We start from the raw sequence: 24,415 nt of genomic DNA, 5'->3' as shown, positions 1-24,415 counted from the left end.
AACTCAGAAGTGAAACCTCTTAGCGCTGATGGTAGTGTGGGGTTACCCATGTGAGAGTAAGTCATCGCCAGCTCATTTATTCAAACACCCCCTAACCAACGTTAGGGGGTGTTTTTTATTATAAGATCAAATTTTATTTAGATCTATTCTATGATAAACCTGTGAAATGATAAGAACTATAAGTTGAGCTTGATCATGTTGAATACCATATTGCAACTGTCTGGTGGGATTGGCTTATTTCTTTTGGGAATGAGTTTGATGACTGATAGCCTCAAAGCTCTCGCAGGAGAAGCTTTAAGACAATGGTTAGTCCGTTTTACAGACTCTTCTTTAAAAGCAATGTTTTCAGGTATAACTATCACTGTCGCTGTGCAATCATCTACGGCAACTACTTTAGCGACTATTGGATTTGTGAGTGCAGGAGTTCTGACCTTTAGTAATGCAATTGGTATAATTATTGGTGCCAATATTGGTACCACTAGTACGGGTTGGATGGTTGCACTACTGGGTTTAAAGTTTTCAATTTCGCAATTAGCCTTACCTTTAATTGCTTTTGGGGCTATCTTAAAATTACTTGCCAAGGATCGACTAGCTTTAATTGGAATGACCATTGCTGGATTTGGTTTATTATTTTTTGGAATTGATGTTTTACAGCAAGCTATGACCGGTATCGCTGCCTTTGTCGATTTAAGTCGTTGGTCTACAGAAAATCTTTTAAGTAAATTGCTTTTAGTATTGATTGGTTTTGTGATGACGATCCTATTGCAATCATCTAGTGCTGCGATTACTGCAACTTTAGCAGCTTTGGCGAGTCAAGCGATTAATTTAGAGCAAACTTTAGTTTTGGTCATAGGTCAGAATGTTGGGACTGTTGTTACAGCAGTTTTGGCCGCAGTAGGAGCGACCACCAGTGCAAAACGAACCGCTGCTGTACATGTCATTTTTAATATTGTGACTGCAATTTTTGCTTTTTTATTTTTATTCCCTGGATTTGTTTGGGCTTATCAATATATTACTTTTGTACATAAGATGGATCCGGTTCTTATTGTTGCTGTATTTCATACTTGTTTTAGCTTGCTCGGTGCTTTAATTTTTATGCCTTTTATCGGTAAATTTGAGCAAGTGTTGCTGAAGTTATTGCCAGAGCAAGAAAGTTCATTAACACGCTACTTAGATGATAGTTTATATAGTGTGCCTGCACTAGCTATAGCCGCGACAGAACGCGTATTGCTGCAAACATTAACAGATATTTATCGTTTATTTATTAAATTTATTCGTGGTGAAATTATTACCACAATGATTAATACCAATGAGTTGGATGCAACCATCAAAAAAGTGGAATCTTACTTAGAGCATATGTCGGTTCCACAATCTCTAAGTGATCAACAACGTTTAATTCTCTTATTAAGATTGGCGGTGTATATCAGAGTTTTAAGAAATGATTTACAAGAAGTCGCACAAGTTGAATTACTGAAAAAGCAACAAATATTACAAGAATTACCTCTAGCACTGGCTACACATTTGGAAAAGCAGATTGAATATTTACAGATGCAACCATTTTCAAAATTTCCGATAGATTTTGTGAATGATTTAATTCAATTAGAACAAGTTAGCAGTGAGCAACAGGAGTTTCTACGTCAGAAAATTATTCATGCATCAGTAAATCATCAACTTACTGCTTCTCAAACTTTAGAGTTATTGGCTGCACAACGCTGGATTGTTCATCTCATTGCACATACTCAGAAAGTAGCAGTCTTATTGCAACAAGATCAAGAGGTTATTGAATAGTATTTAATTGACGCCGAGCATGCTTAAGGGCGGTACGCAATCCTTCTTCTAAGGTTGGATGATAAAAAGGTTTGGCAAGGAGATGATCAAGCGTTAAATCCTCCGCGATCATCCAACACAATAAATGCGCTAAATGTTCAGCCGAAGTCATGAGCAATTCTGCACCTAAAATTTTTCGACTGTCTGCATGAATATAGACTTCCAACGCACCATAATTTTTTCCTAAAACTTGCGCACGTCCTTGTTGGGCATAAGAAACATAGCCTGTTACAAAAGGAATTTTATCACTTTCAAGTTGCTTAAAACTTAATCCGACAATGGCCATTTCTGGCTCACAGAATACAATGCCTATTGGGGTTAGATTTCGAATGTTTTTGATTTGTTTTAAATTTAAGCAATTTAAAACTGCACTGCGACCTTCATGTGCTGCTTCGTGCTGAATAGGTGTCTTGGTATGAGCATCACCAACGATAAAAATAGGATAGTGTGCAAGCTGTTTGGTTTCTGGATGGACAGGTAAGTTTTTAAGATCTGTAAATTGAGCATCTATATTTTCTAATCTTAAAGTATTTAATAAAGTACGACGCCCTGTTGCGACCAATAAATAATCTGCTACTAAATTGTGTTCTTGTCCATGCTCTTGGTAGACAATCTGTACACCATCTTTTGAATTTCGAAATTGCGTGGGTAAAACTTCGAACTTAATGTCAATTTCTTGACTTAAAAGTTCTTGCGCCATTTTCTGTAGTAAGGGACTGGTTAATGTTCCGACTTTTCGACTACGTGCAAATATCGTGGTTTTAACACCTAAGCGTTGTAATGCTTGAGCAAGTTCAAGTGCAATGACACCACTTCCAATGACTGCAATCGATTGCGGTAATTGCTCTAACTCAAATACCTCATCTGAGGTAATTAGTTTTTGACCTAATTCTTGCTTCCATTGCTGGTCAAAACTCGGCGTTGATCCTACAGCCAGAATAAAACTTCGGGCTTGATAGCGTTGTTGATTAATTTCAACGGTCTGAACATCAATAAAGTGAGCTTGACCTGATATTTTATGAGCCGAATCCCAACGAGCGACATCTTTTAAAGCAGCTTGTGTAAATTTGTTTCTTAATTTTTGTACGTGTAACATGATTTTTTTGGAATCAAGATGTAGATGGGTTGTTATGCCAATTTGATCTAATGATTGAGCATCATGCAGTTGATTTGCTACAGAAATAAGCACTTTACTCGGCATACAACCAACGCGTGCACAGGTGGTATCCCACGGACCATGATTCACAATTAAAATATTTGATGTGTGTTTGATTGCTTCTTTGTAAGCAGCTTGTCCAGCTGTTCCCGCACCAATAATAATGATGTCGTACATAGTAGATATTATTTGAATAATTGCTCTTTAGCTTAACATAGTAAAACATTTGATTTGGCTTTGTTTACATAAAGCTACTTCTATGGTTTCATACTGCAAATTAACAATTTTAACGACGACTTTTGAACAAAATAATGTTCGGGGAATTTTGATGAATAATAAACAGATTGGGTTAAAACTATCTACTATTACGCTTTGTGTTTTGCTAGCAAGTTGTGGTGGAGGGGGAAGTGATGGGTATTTTGAAAATAATAATTCAGGAGGGACTTCGAATGGAGGTAGTACTGGAGGTGGGACCACAACAGCTAGTTCTGTAACTGCTTTAAAAATTGAATTAGATAAATTATCGATGGCCGCTACAAATGGCCAGCTAACTGTTACGGTTCGTGCTTTAGATGAAAATAAAGGAGGAGTTGCGAATGCGGAAGTTACTCTGGCAATTGTAGATTCTACGAATAATGTAAGTAATACGAGCATTGCAAAACAGACGACTGATCAATCAGGAAATGTGGTATATGTACTTACTACGCCTGCGACCTCTTCTTCACTTACTGACTTAATCAAAAATGGTTTTAAAATCATAGCAAAGGCAAATAATGGCGCTTTAAGTCAAGAACAAACCGTCACTGTAACAGGCGCTGATACAGATAATGGGGCAGATACAACAAGTATTGTTTTATTTGATGCAACTAAAACAACACTAAATGTTCGCGGTGATCAGACGACTATTACCTTAACAGCAGTAGATGCCAATGGTGCAACTTTAGCAAATCAGGCTATTTCATTAAAGGTTAAAAATTCAGCGCTAAATGGAGTGAGATTCACTCCAAATGCATCTCAAACTGATGTAAATGGCCAAATTAGTTATACATTATCATTTGCTGAGTCTCAACGAGCTTCTACGTATACGTCTACGCAATTCGTAGCGGATGATTTAGTATTGGAGGCTAATTTTGGTCAATCTACACAAGTTTACACTTACAAATTAGACATAGTGAATTCTACGGTTCCGACACCTGTGGGGGCTATTTCAGTATCATATAATCCTACTAAAATTGAAGATTCTGCATCAGGCGTATATTATTATAAAAATATCTCAGTTCAAGTGACAGATGTTGATGGAAAACCAATTTCTAATCAAGACGTCACAATGGGAGTCAATGCTTTAACATACAATAAAGGCTATTATGACTTCTTTGATACTGATACACCTCCAGATGGTAATGTGGATAAATATTTGCCAGCATTGATTACACAATGTGTTTCACCAACAGTAAAAGTAAATAGCGGTGGGAAAGAGATAGATCAGTTGGCACCAGTTAAATCAGGAACTTCTGTTCAAGTTGTATCATTTATTAATGCTGAGGGAGTACCTGCAACAAATAATAAATATACAACTGATTCAAACGGTCGATTTGATCTTAAGATTCAATATCCAAAAATTTATGCAGGCTATTTAAATATTCAGTTGTTAGCAGATTCAATTGTAAGTGGTAAAGCAATTAGTGGTTCAACCAGTCTTGGTTTGGGTTATTTGATTAGTGATGTTGATGTTGAAAATGGTATTGCTCCAAACTTAATCAGCCCATATGGAACCTCAATAAATTGTAATGATGGCTTATAATCTATCAGAATAAAAAAACAGCGCTTCGGCGCTGTTTTTTATTTGGGCGAAAATTTAAATTGAAGTTCCAACACTCACACCAACAGTAGGACGCACATTCATCGAGCTACAAGCGGGTAGGGCTAAAGCACAGAGTACAACGATCAATAATTTATTCATGTAATAAGCCTTGCTTACGTGCTTCATTAAATAATTCGCTAGAGCGATAGCCACTCTTACAAATCATCAAAATCGGTTTTGGAAGTTCGTGATAGTACTTTGAAAATTCAATGATATCTGTTTGCGTAATTTTACCATTTTCAATAGGTTGGTAAATGACACTTACATGCGATTGCTCCGCAATATTCCGTAACTGACTGACGGAAATATTGTTTCCCATTTCTTGATCAGGTCGATTCACAATAACAGACTTAAACCCCTGTTTTAACAGTAGTTGAAACGTTTTGTCATCAAGCTGACCAGAGACGGTCAGGTTTTCGCTCAGTGCTCGAGGTGTTTGAGTTTTCTGAGCGAAAAGAGATGCACTATTCATCAAAACACTACACAAAATACATGCAGTAAAGAGTTGCTTAATCATCCAGCAAATCCATTTGTTTTGCCAGTTGATATAGATTGTTTGAACGATTGCCCGTACGACAAAACATTAAAACGGGTTTTGGGAGTTCATTAAAATGATTGGCAAAAGTACGCACATCAAGTTCGGTAATTTGACCAGCAACCACGGGTTGATAGACATAGTCGAGTCCTGCAACACGCGCTGCTTCTTCAATTTGAGCACTAGTGGGTTGCTGTGGTCCACCTTCCATGTCTGGGCGGTTGTTGATAATAGATTTGAATCCTTTTTCGACAACTTGTTCTACATGCTCAGGGCCAATTTGACCTGCGAAGCCTACATTTTCGCTCATTGTGTCACTCCATCATCCAATTAAATAATATATGCTTTATGATAGCATTAAGCAGATTCGACAGTTGAATCTGTTGAAATTTTTATAAATGATTACAACCATAAAATAACGTACTGGAGCGCGTATGCACGCTTACACGGTCGAGCCTTTATATGTCAAAAGTGGTCAGGAAGTCCTTGCAGCAGATTTTTATCGGCCAAGAATGGAACACAAACCTGCTGTTATATTGATGGCACATGGCTTGGCAGGGTTACGCCAGTTTAAACTGGTGCAATATGCAAAACAATTTGCACAAGCGGGTTATGCGGTGGTGTTATTTGATTATCGCTACTGGGGCGGCAGTACGGGGCGACCACGTGAATTAGTCTCCATCAGTTCACAGTTAGAAGACTGGCGAACGATGATTGCGCATCTTCAGGAACGAAAGTCGATTGATTCACGACGGATTATTTTGTGGGGAACGGCACTCAGTGGCGGCTATGTTTTAAGTTTGGCCAGCGAGTTGAAAAATATTCAAGCGGTGATGGTTCAAGTTCCGATGGTTGATGGCAGTGAACTTGCCAAACTCTATCCTCTTCCTCAATTATCCAAAGCATTAAAAATTTCCAGTCAGGATTATATGGGGGCCAAAGTGGGGATGGCCTCTAAAACCTTGTCTGTTGTGAGTCCAGATGATCTCAGCTTTATGCCGACAGAAGATAGTTATTCAGGTTATATGTCGATTGTTCATCCGGACTACTTCTGGAGTGGTAAAATTCCAGCTCGGGTCTTTTTCAAGTTGATCCGTTATCGCCCAATTCAGGAAGTCCGTAAAATCAATATTCCAGTATTATTTATTGCGGCTAAAGAAGACAGTTTATTTCCAATCGCTTCCAGTCGTGAAGCAGCCACCAATATCGCACCATTCGTACAATATTATGAATGGGAGATGAAACATTTCGATATTTATCATCATCCATGGTTTGAAAAAGCCATTTCGACCCAATTAGAATTCTTACACCAACACATTGGAGTCAGCTCATGATTATTGTATGCCCCTCTTGTTTAGCGAAAAATCGTGTCCCTGAAGAAAAAATAGAAGCGCAGCCTAGCTGTGGTCAGTGCCATCAACCTTTGATTCCCTTAGCTCCTATTGATTTGAACGAACAAAATTTTAGTCAGTTTATCACACACAGTGATTTACCTATTTTGATTGATTTATGGGCAGAGTGGTGCGGACCGTGTAAAATGATGGCTCCTCATTTCTCAGCCGTGGCAAAACAGAACCCTCGTGTGATTTTTGCCAAGATTAATACTGAAGAGTCCCCTCGTCTAAGTAGTGCTTTTCATGTGCGCAGTATTCCAACCCTCGTGTTGATGAATAAAACCAATGAAATTGCTAGAATAAGCGGTGCGCTTAGATCGAGTGAACTACAACAGTGGCTGGATCAACATTTAAATGTCTAATGCCTAGTCAAAGCACAATAGGCTTGGAGAGAACGTGTCAGATATTCATGTGAAACCAGAAGGGACTTTATCTCTTCAAACCATTGCGATGCCAGCAGATACTAACTGGAGTGGCGATGTATTTGGTGGCTGGATTGTGTCACAAATGGACTTGGCGGGAGCAATCCACGCAGAACGCTTTAGTAAAGGGCGCTGTGCGACAATTTCAATTAATCAAATGACTTTTCTGGTGCCAGTAAAAGTTGGCGATGTGATTAGTTGCTATACCAAAATTTTAAAAGTCGGCAATACTTCAATTCAAATGCAAATTGAAGTCTGGGACAGCCATGACAGTTCTCGTGAAGCGAAACGTGTCACAGAAGGTGTATTCACTTTTGTGGCTGTGGATGTAAAAGGCAACAAACGTCAAATTCCTGAAGAAGTGAAGCAGAAGTTTATGAACACTCAATCTGCCTAAGCTTAAATAAAAAAACCAGCACATTGCTGGTTTTTTTATGCCTCTATTTTAAGCCGACTTGCGCTTAGGTAGCCAAGCCCACAGCATTTGGCATTGAATTGGTTCATTGCCTGCATCGTCAATGACCGTTACAGGAATCAGCAATTCACCTTTTTCCTGTTCAGCAATCAACTTCTGCTGTTCTGGGCTTAAGCTTGCGGTGGCTGTAAGCCCGCCTTGAGCGACTTTTAAATAATCGACATGTAGGGTTTTAATCAGCAAAATTCGATGATCTGGCACATGCAGGCCTGTTAAAAAACCTGTGGCAGTTTCTGCCAACAAGGCCATGGCTGCTGCATGTACGCCTTTAATGTGGTTTTGCATATTGCGTTGATTTTCTATACGCACCACCACATGGTGTTGATCGACTTCCAGATAACGAATCTTGGCTGTGCCTACCATCGGTACAATACGACCAAAGGCTTTGCTCCAAAGGGTACTTCGAATCCCCTGTGGGAATTTCGTTGTAGCTTTGACCAGTTTGGATAAACGATTACTTTGTGTCATATCATACCTTTAGAGCTTAGGTGGATAGCTTCACATTAGTCTTTAAAATTATTAAATTGCAATGGAAGCCCAAATTGTTGTTCACGCAAGAAATTCATGACTTGCTGTAAAGTATCGCGCTTTTTATCAGTCACGCGAATTTTGTCGCCTTGAATTGAAGATTGCGCTTTAATGCCGCTTTCTTTAATGGCTTTATTAATTTTTTTTGCAGTATCAGAGTCAAGACCATCTTTCAGTTTGATCACTTGAATCACATTTTTACCTGAAGCTGTGGCCTTTTGTGGATCTAGAGCTTGCACATCGACTTTGCGCTTATAAAAATGGTTTTCCAACATGTTATAAACTTGCTCACATTGGAAATCACTTTCGGTACTAATTTTAATTTCTTTAGACTTTTCATTCAGTTCAATAGAAACATCTTGTCCGCGGAAGTCAAAACGCGTTGCAATTTCTTTTTGCGTGTTCTGAACTGCATGATTTACTTCAAAAATCTCTAATTCTGAAACAATATCGAAAGATGGCATGGAATAGACCTTTACAAAGGGAAAGAATATCTGAGATGCTAGGGATGTTTTCTTCATTTGCCAAGTGTTGTTTACATCAAAGGAGTGCGCAATGATCCGTAAACAAGAAATTACAACATTTGAGTTCCCAGAGGATGCGATTATCTGGGATGTCCGTGACGCAAGTGCTTATGCTGAAGCCCATGTTAAAGGTGCGGTAAATCAGCCAATTACAGGCTTGTCAGCAGATTGTTTGACTCAGGTGTCGGCGGATCAGACCATTTACATTTTATGTGGTGGCGGAAGTAAGGCGCCACGTGCGGCTGAACTTCTTGATGGTTTAGATGATTCACGTGAGTATGTTGTGCTGATGGGAGGTACCCGAGCGGCACGTGATGCGGGCTTACCTTTAGAACAAGGAGCCTGATTCAAAAAAGCGCCTTATGGCGCTTTTTTATGGCATAAAGAAAACAACAGAGCATGACGCATCTGCTTACTGAGCTTGAGATGGCACTGTATTCGTAGCTTGATAATAAGCTTTCTTCACTTTCTGCTTTTTTACAAAACGTTTGATATCTAATTTGTGGATCAGGCTGCTAGGAACTGGGCTAGTTTCAGATAAAATCTGTGCGACCAGTAATTCACTACATAATGGTGCAAATAAAAAGCCTTTAGAACCTAATCCTGCCAAGCTATAAATTTCTTTGGTCTGATCCAAGCGACCTAGTACAGGGAAATAGTCATTGGTCTGTGCGCGGACGGAAGCGCGACCTTGCCAAGTTGAAGTTGGAGGCAAGGAATGTGCATAACTTGGAAACACATTGTGGATAAGATTAAAGTTATGCACATGGTCTTCTGCGAGAACTTCACAATCATCCCGATTAGGATAAAAGGATGCACCCAGAATTAAATGTTCAGCATCGAGTTGCATACAATAGCCACCATAGCTATAGGCTTGATCGGCAGCTAAAGGTTGAGTTTGATTTTGAACCCAACTGACCTGACCACGAATCGGTTTGAGGAGGGGATAATGTTCAAAAAAAGCTTGGCTGTCGCGCGCGCAGCACACAATCACATGATCAAAATCACCCAGACACTGATCTTGAGTATTAACGACTTCTACAGTTTGCTTGGAAATAAAGCTCTTGATGCTGGCTTGCTGAAACTGAATGAGAGGATGTTGCAGAATCTGATCGCGTAGTGCATGTGGAGAAACTACCCCTGCTTGCAGCAGATTTAAGCTCGGAAACTCTGTTGCAATGGCACTGTCTTGTGCTGCTGAGGTGGTCAGCACTTGTTCTGGATATTCAGCGGCTAAACCCAATAAATCTTCCGCATTTTTTAATGCCATCTGATTGACTTGAATCGGGCGAAATGCCTGAAATTGGGCATAGTGGCGCAGTGCGTGTTGCCATGCCAAGGTCATCAAGTGTTCATGGCTTTGCTCAATCGGGCACAATTTAGGATTGAGTAAAGCCAATGGATTTCCAGAACCGCCTGCCAATGGCGCACTTTGATCATATAGGGTGACTTGATGTCCGCGTTGAGCAAAGGCCCAAGCACAGCTTAAACCTGCAATGCCAGCACCGATAATGGCGATGTGACGTTGCTTTGGGGGCATCACGTCAACAGGATTGAGTGCTGTTGCATGAGCTGCATCATCTTCTGATGTGGATTCTGGTTTTATCCAACAGGCTTTCAGCATTTCTCGTTTATGGCCAAAGCCACGTGGACGAGTGATCTGAATACCATGCTGTTTTAGTCCACGTTTTAATACCCCTGCAACGCTAAATGAGGCAAAAGTCGTTCCGTAGTCGGACAGGCGCACGATATGATTCAACACCTGTTCCTGCCACATATCTGGATTACAGGACGGAGCGAAACCATCTAAGAACCACGCATTGACGGGATGATGTTTTTCCATTTGTGGGAAAACATCATGCGCATCGCCAAGCCAGAGATCAAGGCTAAAGCGTTCTTCAGGAAAACTCAGGCGATGACAACCTGCAAGCGGTAAAGGATATTGTTGAATCAGTTGATCGGCTAAAGGTTTGAGTTCAGGCCAAGCATTTAAGGCACGAATCAAATCGGCTTTGGTCAGTGGAAATTTTTCCACACTCATGGCATGTAAATGGCTATGGTTATCGGGGCGACATTGTTGCCACATTTGCCACAGCGCCAAAATATTTAGACCCGTACCAAAACCAGTTTCGCCGACAGAAAAATATTGGTAGTCGCTTAGGTTTGCCAAACGGAGATTGAGATCGTTGCCATGTAAAAAGACATGTCGAGTTTCTAATAAACCATTGTCTTTAGAAAAATAAACATCGCCAAATTGTTTAGAAACGGGCACCTCGATGCCATCAACGAGATGCCAATCGAGATCGGCCGTTTGTATTGCATGTGACACAAGCAGCAACCTTTATATTGAAGCGTAGAAAATTACCATTGGCGGCGGCGTTTAGATTGTGCATAACTGGCAATTAAGAAACCCAGTAGTACACCAACTGCTAGTGTGACAGCGCCATAAATAAACATCTGGGCACTACGTTCACTTTGTAGCACTTGAACTTGAACACCTAAACTATCATTTTTTAATTGTAATTCTTGATTTTGTGCCAATGCATCTAAATTGGCTTTTTCCAATTGTTGTAGGCGTACGGATTGGTCTTTGACCAAAGCTTTGATTTTTAAATCTTGTAAGGCTTTATTTTTGGCAATTTGTTCCGCCGTAAGGGGTTGAACCTCTTGCGGTTGTCCATTTGGATTCACAGTTGCTACTGTTGGAATCACGCGTGGTTTATCCGCAGAAAGGGTATGTGGCGCTGTCGGTGCTGTTGCCGTAGGGGCAGCAGGGGCTAGAGCAGGAGCTGGAGAAGTTGTTGCAGGTTCTACCGCCCAAGCCGTAGAACACAATAAAGAAAGACCCAGTAAACTAGGAACAACAGCGCGCATGAACTTTATCCTTTAGGAAACGCTTTGTTAAAAGGTTTAACTTCAATTTGAGCATAGACACCTTCTTTTAAGAAAGGCTCATCTTGTAGCCAAACATCGAGTGCTTCACGGCTGTCAAAATCAACAATGATGGTGCTGCCGTAAAAACCTGCTTGTGGATTGCTCGGATCTTTAGGCATTGCACCTGCAACAATTAAGCGACCTTCAGCATCTAATTGCTCTAAACGTGCGAGATGTTGAGGACGTACCGCAAGGCGTTTTTCTACTGTACCGTCTTGATCAGTACAAGTCACAACAAATAATGGCATGATGATTCTCTGCGAGCGAAACGAAGATTAATTTTCGGAAGACTTAAAATGTTTACGTAAAACAATAAACTGGATAATGATAAAGGAAAACATCACCAACATGTCACCAAAAGCGGTAAATTCGCCCCAATATTTTCCATTCATAAATAAGAAAGCAAAAAAGACGTGTAAGCCAGACATGACAGCAAACATGGCTGCCCAAGCATAATTGAGTCTTTTCCAGCCAACTTCACCCAAATTAAAAATGGGTGAAAATAAGCGTTTGATGAGCGGACTACGGTCTTTACTAAAATACGGAGAGAGCAGGAAAGCACCTGCGAAAACTATATTTAACAGGGCTGCCTTGAGACGAATATAGAAGTCATCACTGAGTATAAGGGTAATGCCACCAAAAATGACCGTCATAAACAACACAATCCACTGTTGTTTATCTAAACGGAATTTTTGCATGATGAACAATGCACCATAAACCACCAGCATAGAAAGAATTAAGCCAGTTGTTGCCACTAAAATATTATTATTGTCTACACCACCGGCAGAACCGATCAATTGCAGTAAAGGGTGCTCGGTATCTTTCGGATCTACAGTCTTATATAAATAAAAGAAAATAATGAGTGGCACAAAGTCTAAAAGTGCTTTCATGTTAGAGTATCTGAATCTGTTTAAATAAATGGCATAGTATAAGTGATGCTTGGCGTAGATTTACATACACATAGTAATATTTCTGATGGAACTTTGTCACCAGAGCAACTGATCCATGCCGCACATGAAAAAGGTATTCATACGCTGGCATTGACCGATCACGATACGATGGATGGTTTAGCATTGGCAGAACAAACTGCACATGCTTATGGTATGAAATTAATCTCTGGGGTGGAAATTTCCAGCCAATGGTCACGTCCAGCCACTCAGAAAAGTTATGGCGTACATATTGTTGCACTGAATATGCAGCATCCTGAGCCTTTATTGGCAGTCTTGGAACAGCAAAAACAGATTCGAGCTGAACGTGGTGCGCAGATTTGTAGTTTGCTGACGCCTTTGATTGGTCAGGATATTTACGCAGATGTACTGGCCAAAGTCGAGGGTGAAGCAGATCGAGTTACGCGTACCCATATTGCGAAAACCTTGGTGGAAAAGGGGATTGTAAGTCGTGTACAACAAGCTTTTGATAAATATATTAAAGAAGGCAAGAAGGCTTATGTAAAGTTTGATGGATTGGGACTTGCAGAAACCATTCAAGCGATTCATGCCAGCAGTGGCTTTGCAGTTTTGGCACATCCAACCCGATATGATTTATCGGCAACCAATGTCCGTTATTTAATCGAATTGTTTGCGCAGTCAGGTGGGGATGCCGTGGAATTGCCACCGCACATTGACCCACCTGCGACGCGTCAAATGGTGGATCGTATGATTGCGGAACAGGGTTTAAAAGTGTCTGTGGGCAGTGATTTCCATGGTGAAAATATGCCGTGGATTCAACTAGGACGTGTTCCTGTCATGAAAGCAGAACAAGTCGGGATTTGGGAGCAGTTTCAGTAATGCCCATGTTTTAATGAATAAGCAAACATGCTGAATTAGTTTTGACCATTATTGCCCCATTTTAAATAAGCCTCTCTTTGACTGAGACGGTCGTAATAGCGCTTTACATTAGGACAGTCAGGTTTCTCAAAAGGTGTTAAATACCAACGCTGTACAGAAAGCCCAATCGGAATGTCTGCCAATGAAAACTGCTGACCCGCGACATACGCCTGAGTGTTTGCGAGTTGGTTTTCTATAATCAGCATCATGCTGTTCCATGCTTGAATACTTTTTTCAACTTCCTTCACGTCTTGGTACTCAGGGGAGTTCCGAATAAGGTGCATTAGGGCGTAGACCCAACTGTTATTGAGTTCAATCCCTTGCCAGTCAATCCATTGATCAATAAGTGCACGTGTTTTCGGCTCTGTTGGATAAAGTGCTGAACCATCATAAGCATTGGCCAAGTAACGAATAATCGAATTAGATTGCCATAGCGTCAGCTCCTCATCGATGAGTACAGGAATCGTGGCATTTGGATTTAACTGTATAAATTCCTGTTCTTTCGGGGAGCGAAAGCCACGGCCCCAATCTTCACGCTGATAAGCTAAATCTAGCTCATCACATAACCAGAGTACTTTTCTGACATTGATAGAATCTGTTCGTCCTAAAAGTTTAATCACAGCCTGACTCCTGATCTTGATTTTTAAATATTTGTTTAATCTAATCTTTTTTTTCTAGAGAGATGACGTTTAATTTTGAATTGTTGGCTTTATAACAGATTATTATCCTGTGCTTGAATGGGTGGTGGAGTTGGCTTACCCAAGGTGCCGAGTAATTCAATTTCAATGGTACGTACCATTGCATCTAACGGTAAATCATTACTTTGAGTACCAAAAGGTTCTTCAATTTCTGAACTTAAGGCATCTAAACCCAAAAAGGTATAAGCCAAGATCCCGACCAATAAAGGGGTAGCCAGTCCTAACGTTGCGCCCAAACTAAACGGTAGCATGAAACAGAAGAAGTACACGGTACGGTTCAGCAATACAGAATAGGCAAAAGGTAAGGGGGTGGTGGCAATTCGGTCACAGCCTGTTTGTACCAAACTCATTTCCGCCACATGTTCATTCATTTGCGCATAAATAATGTCGGAAATCTCACCTTCTTTTAAGGCTTGCATCAGTTCCCATTGAATGAGACTGAGGGTGTATTGCGGAGCATTGACCTGTTGATACAGTTGCGCCAAAGCTTGCTGGCTTAAACCTGTGGTTTCAGTAAGTTCGGTTGGGTTTTCCGTTTGATGACGTAGTCGGTCACGCAATACATTAGCAAAGACAATCACATGCTGAATGACTCGCTCGCGCCGTGCCTGCGTAAGAATACGACAGTTACGGTCAAAGTGGCGCGCATTGGCAATCAACATGCCCCAAAGTTTACGCGCTTCCCACCAGCGGTCATAACAAGCGCTATTTTTAAACCCGAGGAAAATAGACAGTACAACGCCAATTAAGGTGAAGCCAACCAAGGGGAGTTCAGGAAAATGAAAATATCCCATGTGGGATACGCCACCCACGATGGTAGAAATGAGCATGACCACGCCTAAGGGTGGTAAAACTTTCGGAAGGATTGTACCGCGCCATGAAAATAATAGTTTAAAGACGTCGGGTTGTTCTCGCACAATCATGTGGTAGTTTTCATCATTTATTTTGGGTTGATCTTCATCTGTCATTTAGGTTTTGTCAATATTGCTTGAAAAGCTTTAAGTGGACTTGATCAAGCCCTGCTCAGCAAACGAAAAACTGCCTGTCGCAGCGATGACACAATGATCCAATAATTGTATTTCAAGTAGTTTACAAGCCTGTGTAATTTGTTGGGTTAAGGCAATATCTGCCGCCGAAGGCAGGGCATGCCCCAAAGGGTGATTATGTGCAATCACAATAGAGCTGGCTTGCTGTTGCAAGGCGTAACGTAGTAATTGATTCAAAGAGACGGTACAACTATTCAGTGAGCCAAAGAAGAGTTTTTTAAAATGCAGTTTGCGCAGTTGACTGTCTAGGCACAGAACGGCAAACACTTCCTGCGTTTCTCCCAAAAGTTCAAAGCGTAGATAGTCAAGTAATTGTGAGGAGTTTTGAATTTCTAAACTGTGTTGTTGTAATTGCTGAGCCACATAGCGTCGTCCCAGTTCTTTCACAGCCATCAGTTGTGAATATTTAGTGGCACCAATGCCATGAAATTGACTGAGTTGGGGGAGTTCAGCATTCAGAATAGGGGCTAGTCCACCAAAATGCTGAATCAGCAGTCGGGCTAATTCAACGGCTGAATGTTGTTTGGAGCCAGAGCGCAGAAAAATGGCCAATAATTCGGCATCTGAAAGGCTACCCGCCCCTTGTTGTAATAAGCGTTCACGTGGACGCTCTTGTTCGGGCCAATGTTTGATCGATAGATTCATTTTTGTTGAGCTTTTTCATGTTTATTATCAAGTTTTAACCCAGTCAATCACTTGGGTATGCGGATATTTAATGCTATTGTGAGCGCCACTGCAACAGAAAGGTATACTGTTTGTGAGCTTTGATTTAAGTGTAATTCCAAATAAAAACATCATTTTGGCTGTTACAGGCGGAATTGCAGCCTATAAAAGCGCCATCCTCGTTCGTCGACTTAAAGATCAGGGATTTAATGTCCGTGTGGTGATGACGCATGGTGCGCAGGCCTTTATTACGCCGCTGACCTTTCAGGCACTGTCTGGCAATCCCGTGCATACCGAATTACTCGATCCAGAAGCCGAAGCAGGCATGGGACATATCGAATTGGCCCGTTGGGCAGACTTATTGTTGGTGGCGCCTGCTAGCTGCGATACCTTGGCCAAGTTTGCGGCAGGTTTGGCAGATGATTTGCTCAGTACTTTATATCTTGCGACCAAAGCACCTGTTTGGGTTGCACCTGCCATGAATCAGCAGATGTGGGCAGCCAAAGCCACGCAACGTAATTTAAATACGCTGATTGAAGATGGCGTGCATGTCATTATGCCAGAAGCGGGTTCACAAGCGTGTGGTGATGTGGGTTTAGGCCGTATGCCTGAGCCAGAAGATTTGGCTTATCAAGTCACGCAATACTTCCATAAAGCACAACGTGCAATCGCTGAAAAATTTGGTCTATTGGCGAGTAAACATGTGGTGATTACTGCGGGTCCAACCCGTGAAGCAATAGACCCTGTGCGTTATATTTCTAATCACAGTACAGGAAAAATGGGCTTTGCGTTGGCGGCTGCCTGTTATGCGGCTGGGGCGAAAGTAACTTTAATTGCAGGTCCTGTCAGCTTAGATACTCCAAATGGGGTACGCCGTATTAACGTATCCTCTGCGATTCAAATGTTGAATACCAGCATGCAAATGTTGGAAGAAGGCTGTGATATTTTCATTGCCACAGCAGCAGTCGCTGATTATCGTGTTGCTGAAGTGGCAGAGCATAAAATTAAAAAATCAGGAGATGAGCTAAATGTCGCTTTAGTGAAAAATCCAGATATTGTGGCGACTATTGCACAGCAACAAAAGCGCCCATTCATGGTGGGTTTTGCCGCAGAAACGCGTAATGTGGAAGAATATGCAGCAGGCAAGTTAGTCGCTAAAAAGCTGGATATGATTGCTTGTAATGATGTGTCACGTGCAGATATTGGTTTTGCATCGGATGAAAATGCCATGACCGTGTTTTTTGCCAATCAATACCATATGGATAAGCGCGACTTAGAGAAAGCCTCAAAACAAGAGATTGCGCAACAGTTGGTAGAAGCCATGCACGATGCTTTACAGCATCATAAAGCCAAATAACTGTGTGAAATTTTTATCAAAATGCAACGAATTCGTTGCATTTTTTATGTATGCTAAACAGGCAATGCAAACCGCAGTACAGGATATGTAATTCTGTCTATTTGCCCAAGATAAATAAACCATAGCCACAGTTTTTGATAGGACATCCTCATGATTAAAAAAACGTTAGCCACCGTTGTAATGTTGTCATCTTTGCTATTAAGCAATACCGTAATGGCGGCAAGTTTAGACGATGATATGAAAACCCTTGGGAAAAATTATAAAGCCTTCAACCAAGCTTCAACCCCACAAGCTGCAACAAGTGCCTTGAACAATATGCGTGGTGCCGCAGTACATGCCAAGCAATATAAATTGACTGCACATATGGCTGAAAAAACACCAAGTTCGACGGCTTTGTTTGACCAGATTATTGTAGAAATTGACAAAACCAAAGCATTGGCACAAGCAGGCAAGTTAGACGAAGCGAAAAAGCAAGGGAAAAAAATTGGTGAGTTACGTGATCAAGGGCATAAGGCTTATATGCACCACTGATGTTGATTTAGAATCAGCACGTTTATTCGCTGTTAAAACTGTACCTTCATCGGTGCAGTTTTTTTATGTCTGATACATTAGGGTCGCTATTAGGATTGAGCATGATTCGGATTTTCAGCCACAGCAAGAATTGCTAAAGTGAAAAGGAAATCTGCAAGGATGAATGAGTATGTCCTCACAACAGCATTATCAGCGTGTGGCGCAAGCCATTGAATATATTCAGCGACATTTTCAGCATCAGCCGACGCTAGAAGATATAGCAGCACATGTACATTTAAGTCCTGCATATTTTCAGCGCCTATTCAGCGAATGGGCTGGCACCAGTCCTAAGAAGTTTCTGCAATACATCAGTGTGGAACATGCCAAGTCGATTTTAACCTCAACAGCATCTCATTCACTTTTAGATGCGACCTATGACACAGGATTATCCAGTGGTAGTCGCTTACATGATTTATTTATTCAAATTGAAGGCATGACCCCTGCTGAATATAAACAGGGTGGAGCTGGATTAAAGATTTTTTATAGTTTCGCTGAAACATTATTTGGACGCGTTTTGGTGGCTTCCACAGATAAAGGGATTTGTGCGTTGTCTTTTGTTGAACAGGAGGAGCAAGCCCTGAATGAATTACGTGCCAAGTTTCCTCATGCTGAATATGTTGAGCAGAGGGATGAAATGCAGCAACGCGCTATGGCTGTATTGACGATGCAACCCAACTCCATACAGTACATAAAACTGCATTTAAAAGGTTCAGCCTTTCAATTAAAAGTCTGGGAAAGTTTGCTCAAAATTCCTGCGGGACAACTGGCGAGTTACCGTGATGTGGCATTACAAATGGATCAACCCAAAGCAGCACGTGCGGTGGGGAGTGCGGTGGCACATAATCCTGTGGCTTTTTTAATTCCGTGCCATCGGGTCATTCAAGCGTCAGGTGTACTCGGTAATTATCATTGGGGAACAATCCGCAAGACGGCGATGATTGGTTGGGAAAGCGCCCAAATTCATGCCTATTCAGAAGAGCTTTAAATGTCACTATTTCCCGTCGAGTTTGATTCTGAGCAGAATTTATTGCCTTATCAGGGCTGTGTGCATTACTACGGTCAAATTATGGATAGTGTTTTGGCAGATCATTATTTACAGCGACTATTAGAGGATATCGCTTGGCAAAATGATCTGGCGGTGATTTTTGGCAAGACGATTATGACTAAGCGTAAAGTGGCTTGGTATGCCGATCAGGCTTTTTCTTATACCTATTCTAAAACCACCAAACAAGCGTTGCCGTGGACACCTGAGCTGTTGGCATTGAAAGCGTTGGTCGAAGCTAAAACGGGTGAGAAATTTAATGCCTGCTTATTAAACTTATATCATTCAGGGGAAGAAGGGATGGCATGGCATAGCGATGCCGAACGAGAACTGAAACAGTATGCTGCAATTGCTTCTTTAAGTTTGGGGGCAGAGCGAAAATTTGCTTTTAAGCATAAGCAGACCCAAGAAAAAGTGGAGTTGGTACTGGCACATGGTAGTTTACTGGTCATGAAAGATGAAACCCAAAGCTACTGGCTGCATCGGTTACCTCCGACCAAGAAGGTGTTTGATGTGAGGGTAAATCTAACCTTCAGAATGATGAATGAAGCGCAATAAAAAAGGCTGAATATAATCTATTCAGCCTTTTTTGAATCCATGATTTTGCAATGCAAAGGTCTGGAATTATGCTTGACCTTCAGCCATAGCTGTTTGAGCACGTTGCATATTTGCTTCGAACTCAGCATCAAAGTTGATTGGCGTTAACAGCAATTGAGGGAAGCTGCCTTTGGTAACCATATCGTTCACTGCTTCACGCAAGAATGGGAACAAAATGTTCGGGCAGTATGCACCTAAAATATATGGAAGACGCTCTTCTTCAACTGCATCAATCAGGAAGATACCTGCTTGAGTCACATCAACGATAAATGCTGTCTCACCTGCATTATTTGCTTGAACAACAACTTTTAAAGACACTTCGAAATGGGTTGGATCAATCTTTTCTGCAGAAGAAGAAAGGTTGATATTGAGTTCTGGCTGCCATTCTTTTGTGAAGACTTGTGCGCCAGGAACTTCGAAAGAAATGTCTTTAGTATAAATACGTTCGAGTGCCAATTGTGGTTGAACTTGTTGTTCTTCGCTCATTATTAAATCCTTAATATAAATTTGAACTATGCTTTATGGTTAAGCCAATAATCCGTCAAGTTTACCATCACGCTCTAAAGCATAAAGCTGGTCAAACCCACCAATAAATTGGTCACCAATAAAAATTTGTGGAACAGTACGGTGGTTCGTGCGTTGCATGAGTTCTACACGTACTTCAGGCGCTTCATTGGATAAATTAATTTCTTTATATTCAACGCCTTTACGCTCAAGAAGTTGTTTCGCACGAACGCAGTAAGGACATACAGTTGTAGAATAAATCGTTACTTCAGCCATTAGAGTCTCCTTAAGCCATTATTTTGCTTTTACCAAAGGTAAGCCTTGCGCTTTCCAGTTGCTAATACCACCGTCTAAACGATAGCTATCCACATGACCAACTTGTTGCAAAGCGGTACCTGCGATTTGACCAAGGTTACAAATAAACACCAATGGACGCTCCGCAGCTTTTAACTCTTCAACATGGCTTGTAATTTGGCTGTAGGGAATGTTACGGCTGCCACTGATATGACCTTCACGGAAGTCTTTTGCATCACGTAAATCAATCAACATGGCATTTTTCGCTTTCACTAAAATACCTAAAGATTGTGGAGAGATTTTGCGACCGTTGCGCTGACCTTCTAAAACGAAGAACAACACCACTAATGCCCCAAGTGTTCCAAATAAGAAGGGGTGATTCCCCATAAATTCCAACCAACGTTCCACAAATCACCTAATTACAATTCAAAATTGCCTAGAGTATAGCTCATAAATATGGTGATCAAAATCACCGCTTCAAGGGGAGGACAGACAGAAAGTCTAATTTTTTTGCTGGGCTTCAGCAATTTCATCCATTAAACGTAAAAAACTGTCTAAACGACGGGGTAAAATTTCACCATTACTGGCAGCTACACGCAGTGCACACTGTTTTTCATGTTTATGGGTACAGTTACGGAACTGACAATAGCCCAACTGATTTTGAATTTCAGGGAAGCCTTGTTGCACTTTTTCAGTGGTCAGATGCCATAAACCAAATTCACGAATGCCTGGCGAGTCGATCAGTGATGCACTTTGTCCAAAAGAAATTAAACGCGTTGAGGTGGTGGTGTGCTGACCTAAAGCCGAGTTTTCAGAAATAATATTGGTCTTTTGTGCGGCATTTGGCACCATGGTATTAATTAATGAACTTTTACCCACCCCAGACTGTCCAACAAAAGCCACCGTTTCACCTTCAAGGCGCTGTGCTAAAGCACTGAGATCACCTGTAGATTGGCATTGCATCACTTCATAACCCAAATCTTTATATTCCTTGAGTATATCTAGAATTGGATCATTTTCTTTGAGTAAGTCGGTTTTATTCAGGACCAATAAGGCTGGAATGTCGGCATCGGCACATGCCACCAAATAACGGTCAATTAATGTGGGTGCAGGTTCTGGTAAAGGGGAAAACACAATCACAATCAAACTGATATTGGCCGCGACAGGCTTCACTTTATGATAACGGTCAGGACGGGTCAGTAAGGAACGACGCGGATGGATGGCGGTAATAATACCTAAACCTGTATTCGGGTCAGCTTGCCATTTAACCCGATCACCCGTCACCAGTAATTCAAGATTGGTACGCGTATGACAACGCCAAATACTGTCCAATTCAATCGGTTTCCAAAACGGTTCTGGTTCACCATCTTGTACATTTGGTTTTTCAGGATGCATGTCTGGCACTGACAAGGCTTGCACCTCAAGTTGGCGACCGTAGTGTTGAACCACCAACCCTTCCAGATCATTTGAGGTGTCAATTTCTTCTTGACGTGTTTTCTGCTGTTTCTGAATACGACGCTGCTGCTGTTCAGTTAAGCGACGTTTACGAATTAAAGCCATTCATATCCTAAAAACCATGAATTCAAGATGGCAAAAATAGCATGAAGCGGGGGATGAATTACAGCATTCAGGGTATTAATTTGCTACTATAAATGTTTTTACAGCCAATAAGATTGCACATTTATGAGCAGCACGCCTGATACACGCCTCATCTGGATTGACCTTGAAATGACAGGTCTCGATACCGATAACGACCAAATTATTGAAGTTGCAACGATTGTGACCGATGATCATTTGAATATTTTGGCGGAAGGTCCAGTATTGGCTGTGCATCAATCGGATTTAATCCTGAATGCCATGGATGAGTGGAATACCCGTCAACATGGTCAGTCGGGTCTGATTGAACGCGTGCGTCGTAGTAAATTGACAGCGCGAGATGCTGAGCAGCAAACCATTGAGTTCTTAAAAAAATGGGTTAATCCAAAGAGCTCGCCAATGTGTGGTAACTCGATTTGTCAGGATCGCCGTTTCTTACATCGTTTAATGCCCGAAATGGAACAATACTTCCATTACCGTAACTTGGACGTATCTTCAGTGAAAGAATTGGCGAAACGCTGGCGTCCAGAAATTATGAGTGGGCTAAAGAAAAATGCCTCGCATTTGGCCATGGATGATATTCGTGATTCGATTGCAGAATTGAAATATTACCGTGAATACTTCTTTATCATGAATAAAGACTAAATCGATATTGGCTGAAAATGGGGTGTTTAACCCCATTTTTATTTTAGTCTGTCACATTTTTAGGTTATATTTTCTACATCAAACTAGAGGGTGTACGGCTTTAAGTTGATCTAAAGAAAAGTACAAATTTTTGTTTTTATTCATTTTAAATTATAAAAAGAGTTTAAATATGCAAAGTAATAATCCGATACTCAATCGCGTCGAAGTTTACGCGGATTACAGTCAGCCGATGACCGTTCAAGGTGCGATTCAAAAGTCTGTATTGTTGACTTTAATTGCCGCGGTACTGGGTTTAGGTATTTTCTTCTACAGCTTTATGACCTTAAATATTTCTATTGCCTATAGCGCTGCAATTGTCGGTGCGATTGGTGGATTGATTTTGGCGCTCATTACGACTTTTAAACCAGATACCGCGAAAATTCTCGCCATTCCTTATGCGTTTTTTGAAGGTGCCTTTTTAGGGGGGATTTCGGTTATTTTCCAATTGAAATTCCCAGGTGTACCGTTGCAGGCCTTATTGGCGACCTTTGTAACGACCTTGGTGATGTTTACTTTGTATCGTTTACAAATTGTGCGTGCCACAGAAAAATTTAAATCTGTTGTACTTTCTGCCAGCATTGCCATTGCAATCGTGTTTGTGGTGCAACTCATCATGCGTTTAGCCTTTGGTTCAAGTGTGCCGTATATCTTTGAAAGTAACTGGTTAGGTATTGGTTTTGCTGCTTTTGTGGCGGTGATTGCATCTTTAAATCTCATTCTCGATTTTGACTTGATTGAAAGCAGTGCAGCACAACATGCACCAAAGTCTATGGAATGGTTATCTGCGATTGCATTATTGGCGACTTTGGTTTGGATGTATTACTCATTCATGCGCTTATTGAGCTTGATTCAAGGGGATGACTGATTGATGTTTTTTAACATTTCTTCAGCATAATCCATATTCACCCTGCTTTTTGCAGGGTGAATTGTTATGAATCTGTGATTTGCTGAAAAAAAGGCGCATTTTGCAATTTTGTTCTGATGCCAGACTTGGCATTATTCATCCTAAATTATTTTAAGTGAGATTCACATGTCACAAGGACTACTAGCGGGAAAACGCTTTCTGATTGCAGGTATTGCAAGTAAGTTGTCGATCGCATTTGGTATTGCTCAAGCATTGCATCGTGAAGGTGCAGAATTGGCATTTACTTATCCGAATGAGAAACTTAAAAAGCGTGTTGATGAATTTGCTGCGCAATTTGGCTCAACATTGGTGTTTCCTTGTGATGTTGCTGTGGATGCAGAAATTGACCAAGCGTTCGTTGAATTGGCAAAACACTGGGATGGTCTAGATGGTGTAGTTCACTCTATCGGTTTTGCGCCAGCGCATACTTTAGATGGCGACTTTACCGATGTTACAGATCGTGAAGGTTTCCGTGTTGCACATGACATCAGTGCATATAGCTTTATTGCAATGGCGCGTGCAGCAAAACCATTGTTATTGGCTCGTCAAGGTTGTTTATTGACTTTGACTTACCAAGGTTCTGAGCGTGTTATGCCGAACTACAACGTGATGGGTATGGCAAAAGCATCTTTAGAAGCAGGCGTACGTTACTTGGCGTCTAGCTTGGGTGCTGAAGGTATTCGCGTTAACGCAATTTCAGCAGGTCCAATCCGTACTTTAGCGGCTTCAGGCATTAAATCATTCCGTAAGATGTTAGACGCGAATGAAAAAATTTCACCACTTAAACGCAATGTAACCATTGAAGATGTGGGTAATGCAGCGTTGTTCCTTTGCTCACCTTGGGCAAACGGGATTACTGGTGAAATCATGTATGTTGATGCAGGTTTCAATACAGTTGGTATGAGTCCTGATTTGATGGGCGATGACTGATTGCTTCGGCGATAAAAAACGGCACTTTAAGTGCCGTTTTTTTACGTC

Annotated in this window: 30 protein-coding genes; 14 read left to right on the top strand and 16 right to left on the bottom strand. The window is 41.2% G+C overall.

Going from position 1 to position 24,415, the window contains the following annotated elements; all coding sequences use genetic code 11:
- Positions 1–195: 195 nt before the first annotated feature.
- On the top strand, positions 196–1,788 hold the full coding sequence (locus DCO44_RS07430) for a Na/Pi cotransporter family protein (RefSeq protein ID WP_116760548.1): 1,593 nt from the start codon (positions 196–198) through the stop codon (positions 1,786–1,788).
- Here the strand turns inward: DCO44_RS07430 and DCO44_RS07425 are convergent.
- Positions 1,778–3,160, bottom strand: a complete 1,383-nt coding sequence (locus DCO44_RS07425; RefSeq protein ID WP_116760546.1) for a dihydrolipoyl dehydrogenase — start codon at positions 3,158–3,160, stop codon at positions 1,778–1,780. The two genes, DCO44_RS07430 and DCO44_RS07425, sit on opposite strands and share 11 nt — an antisense overlap.
- Before the next feature lie 151 nt (positions 3,161–3,311).
- Here DCO44_RS07425 and DCO44_RS07420 point away from each other — a divergent pair, with 151 nt between their 5' ends.
- The gene (locus DCO44_RS07420) at positions 3,312–4,784 is read left to right on the top strand and encodes an Ig-like domain-containing protein (RefSeq protein ID WP_171304946.1); all 1,473 of its coding nucleotides are present in this window, start codon (positions 3,312–3,314) and stop codon (positions 4,782–4,784) included.
- A 151-nt stretch (positions 4,785–4,935) separates the two neighbouring features.
- Here DCO44_RS07420 and DCO44_RS07415 read toward each other — a convergent pair whose 3' ends face one another.
- Positions 4,936–5,361 (bottom strand): beta-lactamase hydrolase domain-containing protein, encoded by a 426-nt coding sequence (locus DCO44_RS07415; protein ID WP_116760544.1) that lies wholly within the window; start codon positions 5,359–5,361, stop codon positions 4,936–4,938.
- Positions 5,354–5,689: a TIGR01244 family sulfur transferase gene (locus DCO44_RS07410; protein ID WP_116760542.1), complete on the bottom strand. Its 336-nt coding sequence runs from the start codon at positions 5,687–5,689 to the stop codon at positions 5,354–5,356. Before DCO44_RS07410 ends, DCO44_RS07415 begins: the two co-directional genes overlap by 8 nt.
- A 124-nt stretch (positions 5,690–5,813) precedes the next feature.
- Here DCO44_RS07410 and DCO44_RS07405 point away from each other — a divergent pair, with 124 nt between their 5' ends.
- The 3 genes from DCO44_RS07405 (at position 5,814) to DCO44_RS07395 (ending at position 7,592) form a co-directional block, all read left to right on the top strand.
- Positions 5,814–6,713 (top strand): alpha/beta hydrolase, encoded by a 900-nt coding sequence (locus tag DCO44_RS07405; RefSeq protein ID WP_116760540.1) that lies wholly within the window; start codon positions 5,814–5,816, stop codon positions 6,711–6,713.
- On the top strand, positions 6,710–7,135 hold the full coding sequence (gene trxC, locus DCO44_RS07400) for a thioredoxin TrxC (protein WP_116760538.1): 426 nt from the start codon (positions 6,710–6,712) through the stop codon (positions 7,133–7,135). The genes DCO44_RS07405 and trxC overlap by 4 nt, the downstream gene beginning before the upstream one ends.
- 88 nt (positions 7,136–7,223) lie before the next feature.
- On the top strand, positions 7,224–7,592 hold the full coding sequence (locus DCO44_RS07395; protein WP_413773013.1) for an acyl-CoA thioesterase: 369 nt from the start codon (positions 7,224–7,226) through the stop codon (positions 7,590–7,592).
- A 48-nt stretch (positions 7,593–7,640) separates the two neighbouring features.
- Here the strand turns inward: DCO44_RS07395 and DCO44_RS07390 are convergent, their stop codons facing one another.
- The gene (locus DCO44_RS07390) at positions 7,641–8,138 is read right to left on the bottom strand and encodes a DUF4442 domain-containing protein (RefSeq protein WP_116760533.1); all 498 of its coding nucleotides are present in this window, start codon (positions 8,136–8,138) and stop codon (positions 7,641–7,643) included.
- Between the two features lie 35 nt (positions 8,139–8,173).
- The gene (locus DCO44_RS07385) at positions 8,174–8,662 is read right to left on the bottom strand and encodes a YajQ family cyclic di-GMP-binding protein (protein WP_116760531.1); all 489 of its coding nucleotides are present in this window, start codon (positions 8,660–8,662) and stop codon (positions 8,174–8,176) included.
- Positions 8,663–8,753: 91 nt separating this feature from the next.
- Between DCO44_RS07385 and DCO44_RS07380 the strand changes: the two genes are divergently transcribed.
- A complete protein-coding gene (locus DCO44_RS07380) occupies positions 8,754–9,068 on the top strand; it encodes a rhodanese-like domain-containing protein (protein ID WP_116760529.1) in 315 nt (104 codons plus the stop codon).
- A gap of 66 nt (positions 9,069–9,134) precedes the next feature.
- Here the strand turns inward: DCO44_RS07380 and mnmC are convergent, their stop codons facing one another.
- From mnmC to DCO44_RS07360, 4 genes are read right to left on the bottom strand one after another with little or no spacing between them, the layout of a single operon-like run.
- Positions 9,135–11,051 (bottom strand): FAD-dependent 5-carboxymethylaminomethyl-2-thiouridine(34) oxidoreductase MnmC, encoded by a 1,917-nt coding sequence (gene mnmC, locus DCO44_RS07375; protein WP_116760527.1) that lies wholly within the window; start codon positions 11,049–11,051, stop codon positions 9,135–9,137.
- Positions 11,052–11,083: 32 nt separating this feature from the next.
- On the bottom strand, positions 11,084–11,596 hold the full coding sequence (locus tag DCO44_RS07370) for a hypothetical protein (protein WP_116760525.1): 513 nt from the start codon (positions 11,594–11,596) through the stop codon (positions 11,084–11,086).
- A 5-nt stretch (positions 11,597–11,601) separates the two neighbouring features.
- Positions 11,602–11,904: a YciI family protein gene (locus tag DCO44_RS07365; RefSeq protein WP_116760523.1), complete on the bottom strand. Its 303-nt coding sequence runs from the start codon at positions 11,902–11,904 to the stop codon at positions 11,602–11,604.
- A gap of 27 nt (positions 11,905–11,931) precedes the next feature.
- Complete coding sequence (locus tag DCO44_RS07360) at positions 11,932–12,546, bottom strand: septation protein IspZ (RefSeq protein ID WP_116760521.1); 615 nt, start codon at positions 12,544–12,546, stop codon at positions 11,932–11,934.
- Between the two features lie 45 nt (positions 12,547–12,591).
- On the opposite strand from DCO44_RS07360, the gene DCO44_RS07355 reads away from it, so the two are divergent.
- Positions 12,592–13,443 carry a PHP domain-containing protein gene (locus DCO44_RS07355; RefSeq protein ID WP_116760519.1) on the top strand — a complete coding sequence of 284 codons (852 nt, stop codon included), beginning with the start codon at positions 12,592–12,594 and terminating at the stop codon, positions 13,441–13,443.
- A gap of 35 nt (positions 13,444–13,478) precedes the next feature.
- Here the strand turns inward: DCO44_RS07355 and DCO44_RS07350 are convergent, their stop codons facing one another.
- The 3 genes from DCO44_RS07350 to radC form a co-directional block, all read right to left on the bottom strand.
- Entirely contained in the window at positions 13,479–14,102 is a 624-nt protein-coding gene (locus DCO44_RS07350) for a glutathione S-transferase family protein (RefSeq protein ID WP_116760517.1), read from the bottom strand.
- Positions 14,103–14,191: 89 nt separating this feature from the next.
- Positions 14,192–15,103: a bestrophin family protein gene (locus tag DCO44_RS07345; RefSeq protein WP_116760554.1), complete on the bottom strand. Its 912-nt coding sequence runs from the start codon at positions 15,101–15,103 to the stop codon at positions 14,192–14,194.
- A 75-nt stretch (positions 15,104–15,178) separates the two neighbouring features.
- On the bottom strand, positions 15,179–15,871 hold the full coding sequence (radC, locus tag DCO44_RS07340; RefSeq protein ID WP_116760515.1) for a RadC family protein: 693 nt from the start codon (positions 15,869–15,871) through the stop codon (positions 15,179–15,181).
- A 112-nt stretch (positions 15,872–15,983) separates the two neighbouring features.
- Here radC and coaBC point away from each other — a divergent pair, with 112 nt between their 5' ends.
- From coaBC to DCO44_RS07320, 4 genes are all read left to right on the top strand, one after another.
- Entirely contained in the window at positions 15,984–17,246 is a 1,263-nt protein-coding gene (gene coaBC / locus DCO44_RS07335) for a bifunctional phosphopantothenoylcysteine decarboxylase/phosphopantothenate--cysteine ligase CoaBC (RefSeq protein ID WP_116760513.1), read from the top strand.
- A 150-nt stretch (positions 17,247–17,396) separates the two neighbouring features.
- Positions 17,397–17,777, top strand: coding sequence for a cytochrome b562 (locus DCO44_RS07330; protein WP_116760511.1), 381 nt, complete (start codon positions 17,397–17,399; stop codon positions 17,775–17,777).
- Between the two features lie 169 nt (positions 17,778–17,946).
- Positions 17,947–18,801, top strand: coding sequence for a bifunctional transcriptional activator/DNA repair enzyme AdaA (locus tag DCO44_RS07325; protein ID WP_116760509.1), 855 nt, complete (start codon positions 17,947–17,949; stop codon positions 18,799–18,801).
- Positions 18,802–19,416, top strand: a complete 615-nt coding sequence (locus DCO44_RS07320; RefSeq protein WP_116760507.1) for an alpha-ketoglutarate-dependent dioxygenase AlkB family protein — start codon at positions 18,802–18,804, stop codon at positions 19,414–19,416.
- A gap of 66 nt (positions 19,417–19,482) precedes the next feature.
- Here DCO44_RS07320 and secB read toward each other — a convergent pair whose 3' ends face one another.
- The 4 genes from secB to rsgA form a co-directional block, all read right to left on the bottom strand.
- On the bottom strand, positions 19,483–19,941 hold the full coding sequence (secB, locus tag DCO44_RS07315) for a protein-export chaperone SecB (protein WP_116760505.1): 459 nt from the start codon (positions 19,939–19,941) through the stop codon (positions 19,483–19,485).
- 39 nt (positions 19,942–19,980) lie between these two features.
- Positions 19,981–20,235, bottom strand: coding sequence for a glutaredoxin 3 (gene grxC / locus DCO44_RS07310; protein ID WP_016166234.1), 255 nt, complete (start codon positions 20,233–20,235; stop codon positions 19,981–19,983).
- Between the two features lie 18 nt (positions 20,236–20,253).
- A complete protein-coding gene (locus tag DCO44_RS07305) occupies positions 20,254–20,661 on the bottom strand; it encodes a rhodanese-like domain-containing protein (RefSeq protein WP_116760503.1) in 408 nt (135 codons plus the stop codon).
- A 93-nt stretch (positions 20,662–20,754) separates the two neighbouring features.
- Positions 20,755–21,813, bottom strand: a complete 1,059-nt coding sequence (rsgA, locus tag DCO44_RS07300; RefSeq protein WP_116760502.1) for a ribosome small subunit-dependent GTPase A — start codon at positions 21,811–21,813, stop codon at positions 20,755–20,757.
- Positions 21,814–21,936: 123 nt separating this feature from the next.
- Between rsgA and orn the strand changes: the two genes are divergently transcribed.
- The 3 genes from orn to DCO44_RS07285 all read left to right on the top strand — a co-directional run bounded on the left by orn (position 21,937) and on the right by DCO44_RS07285 (position 24,367).
- Positions 21,937–22,494 (top strand): oligoribonuclease, encoded by a 558-nt coding sequence (gene orn / locus DCO44_RS07295; RefSeq protein ID WP_116760500.1) that lies wholly within the window; start codon positions 21,937–21,939, stop codon positions 22,492–22,494.
- 169 nt (positions 22,495–22,663) lie between these two features.
- A complete protein-coding gene (locus DCO44_RS07290; protein WP_116760498.1) occupies positions 22,664–23,398 on the top strand; it encodes a Bax inhibitor-1/YccA family membrane protein in 735 nt (244 codons plus the stop codon).
- A gap of 165 nt (positions 23,399–23,563) precedes the next feature.
- Positions 23,564–24,367, top strand: coding sequence for an enoyl-ACP reductase FabI (locus tag DCO44_RS07285; protein WP_116760496.1), 804 nt, complete (start codon positions 23,564–23,566; stop codon positions 24,365–24,367).
- Positions 24,368–24,415: the final 48 nt, after the last annotated feature.

Source organism: Acinetobacter sp. AM (assembly GCF_003105055.1).
GTDB lineage: Bacteria > Pseudomonadota > Gammaproteobacteria > Pseudomonadales > Moraxellaceae > Acinetobacter > Acinetobacter tibetensis.
The sequence above is the reverse complement of the archived record's forward strand: the minus strand, read 5'-3'. Positions and strand labels throughout refer to the sequence as shown.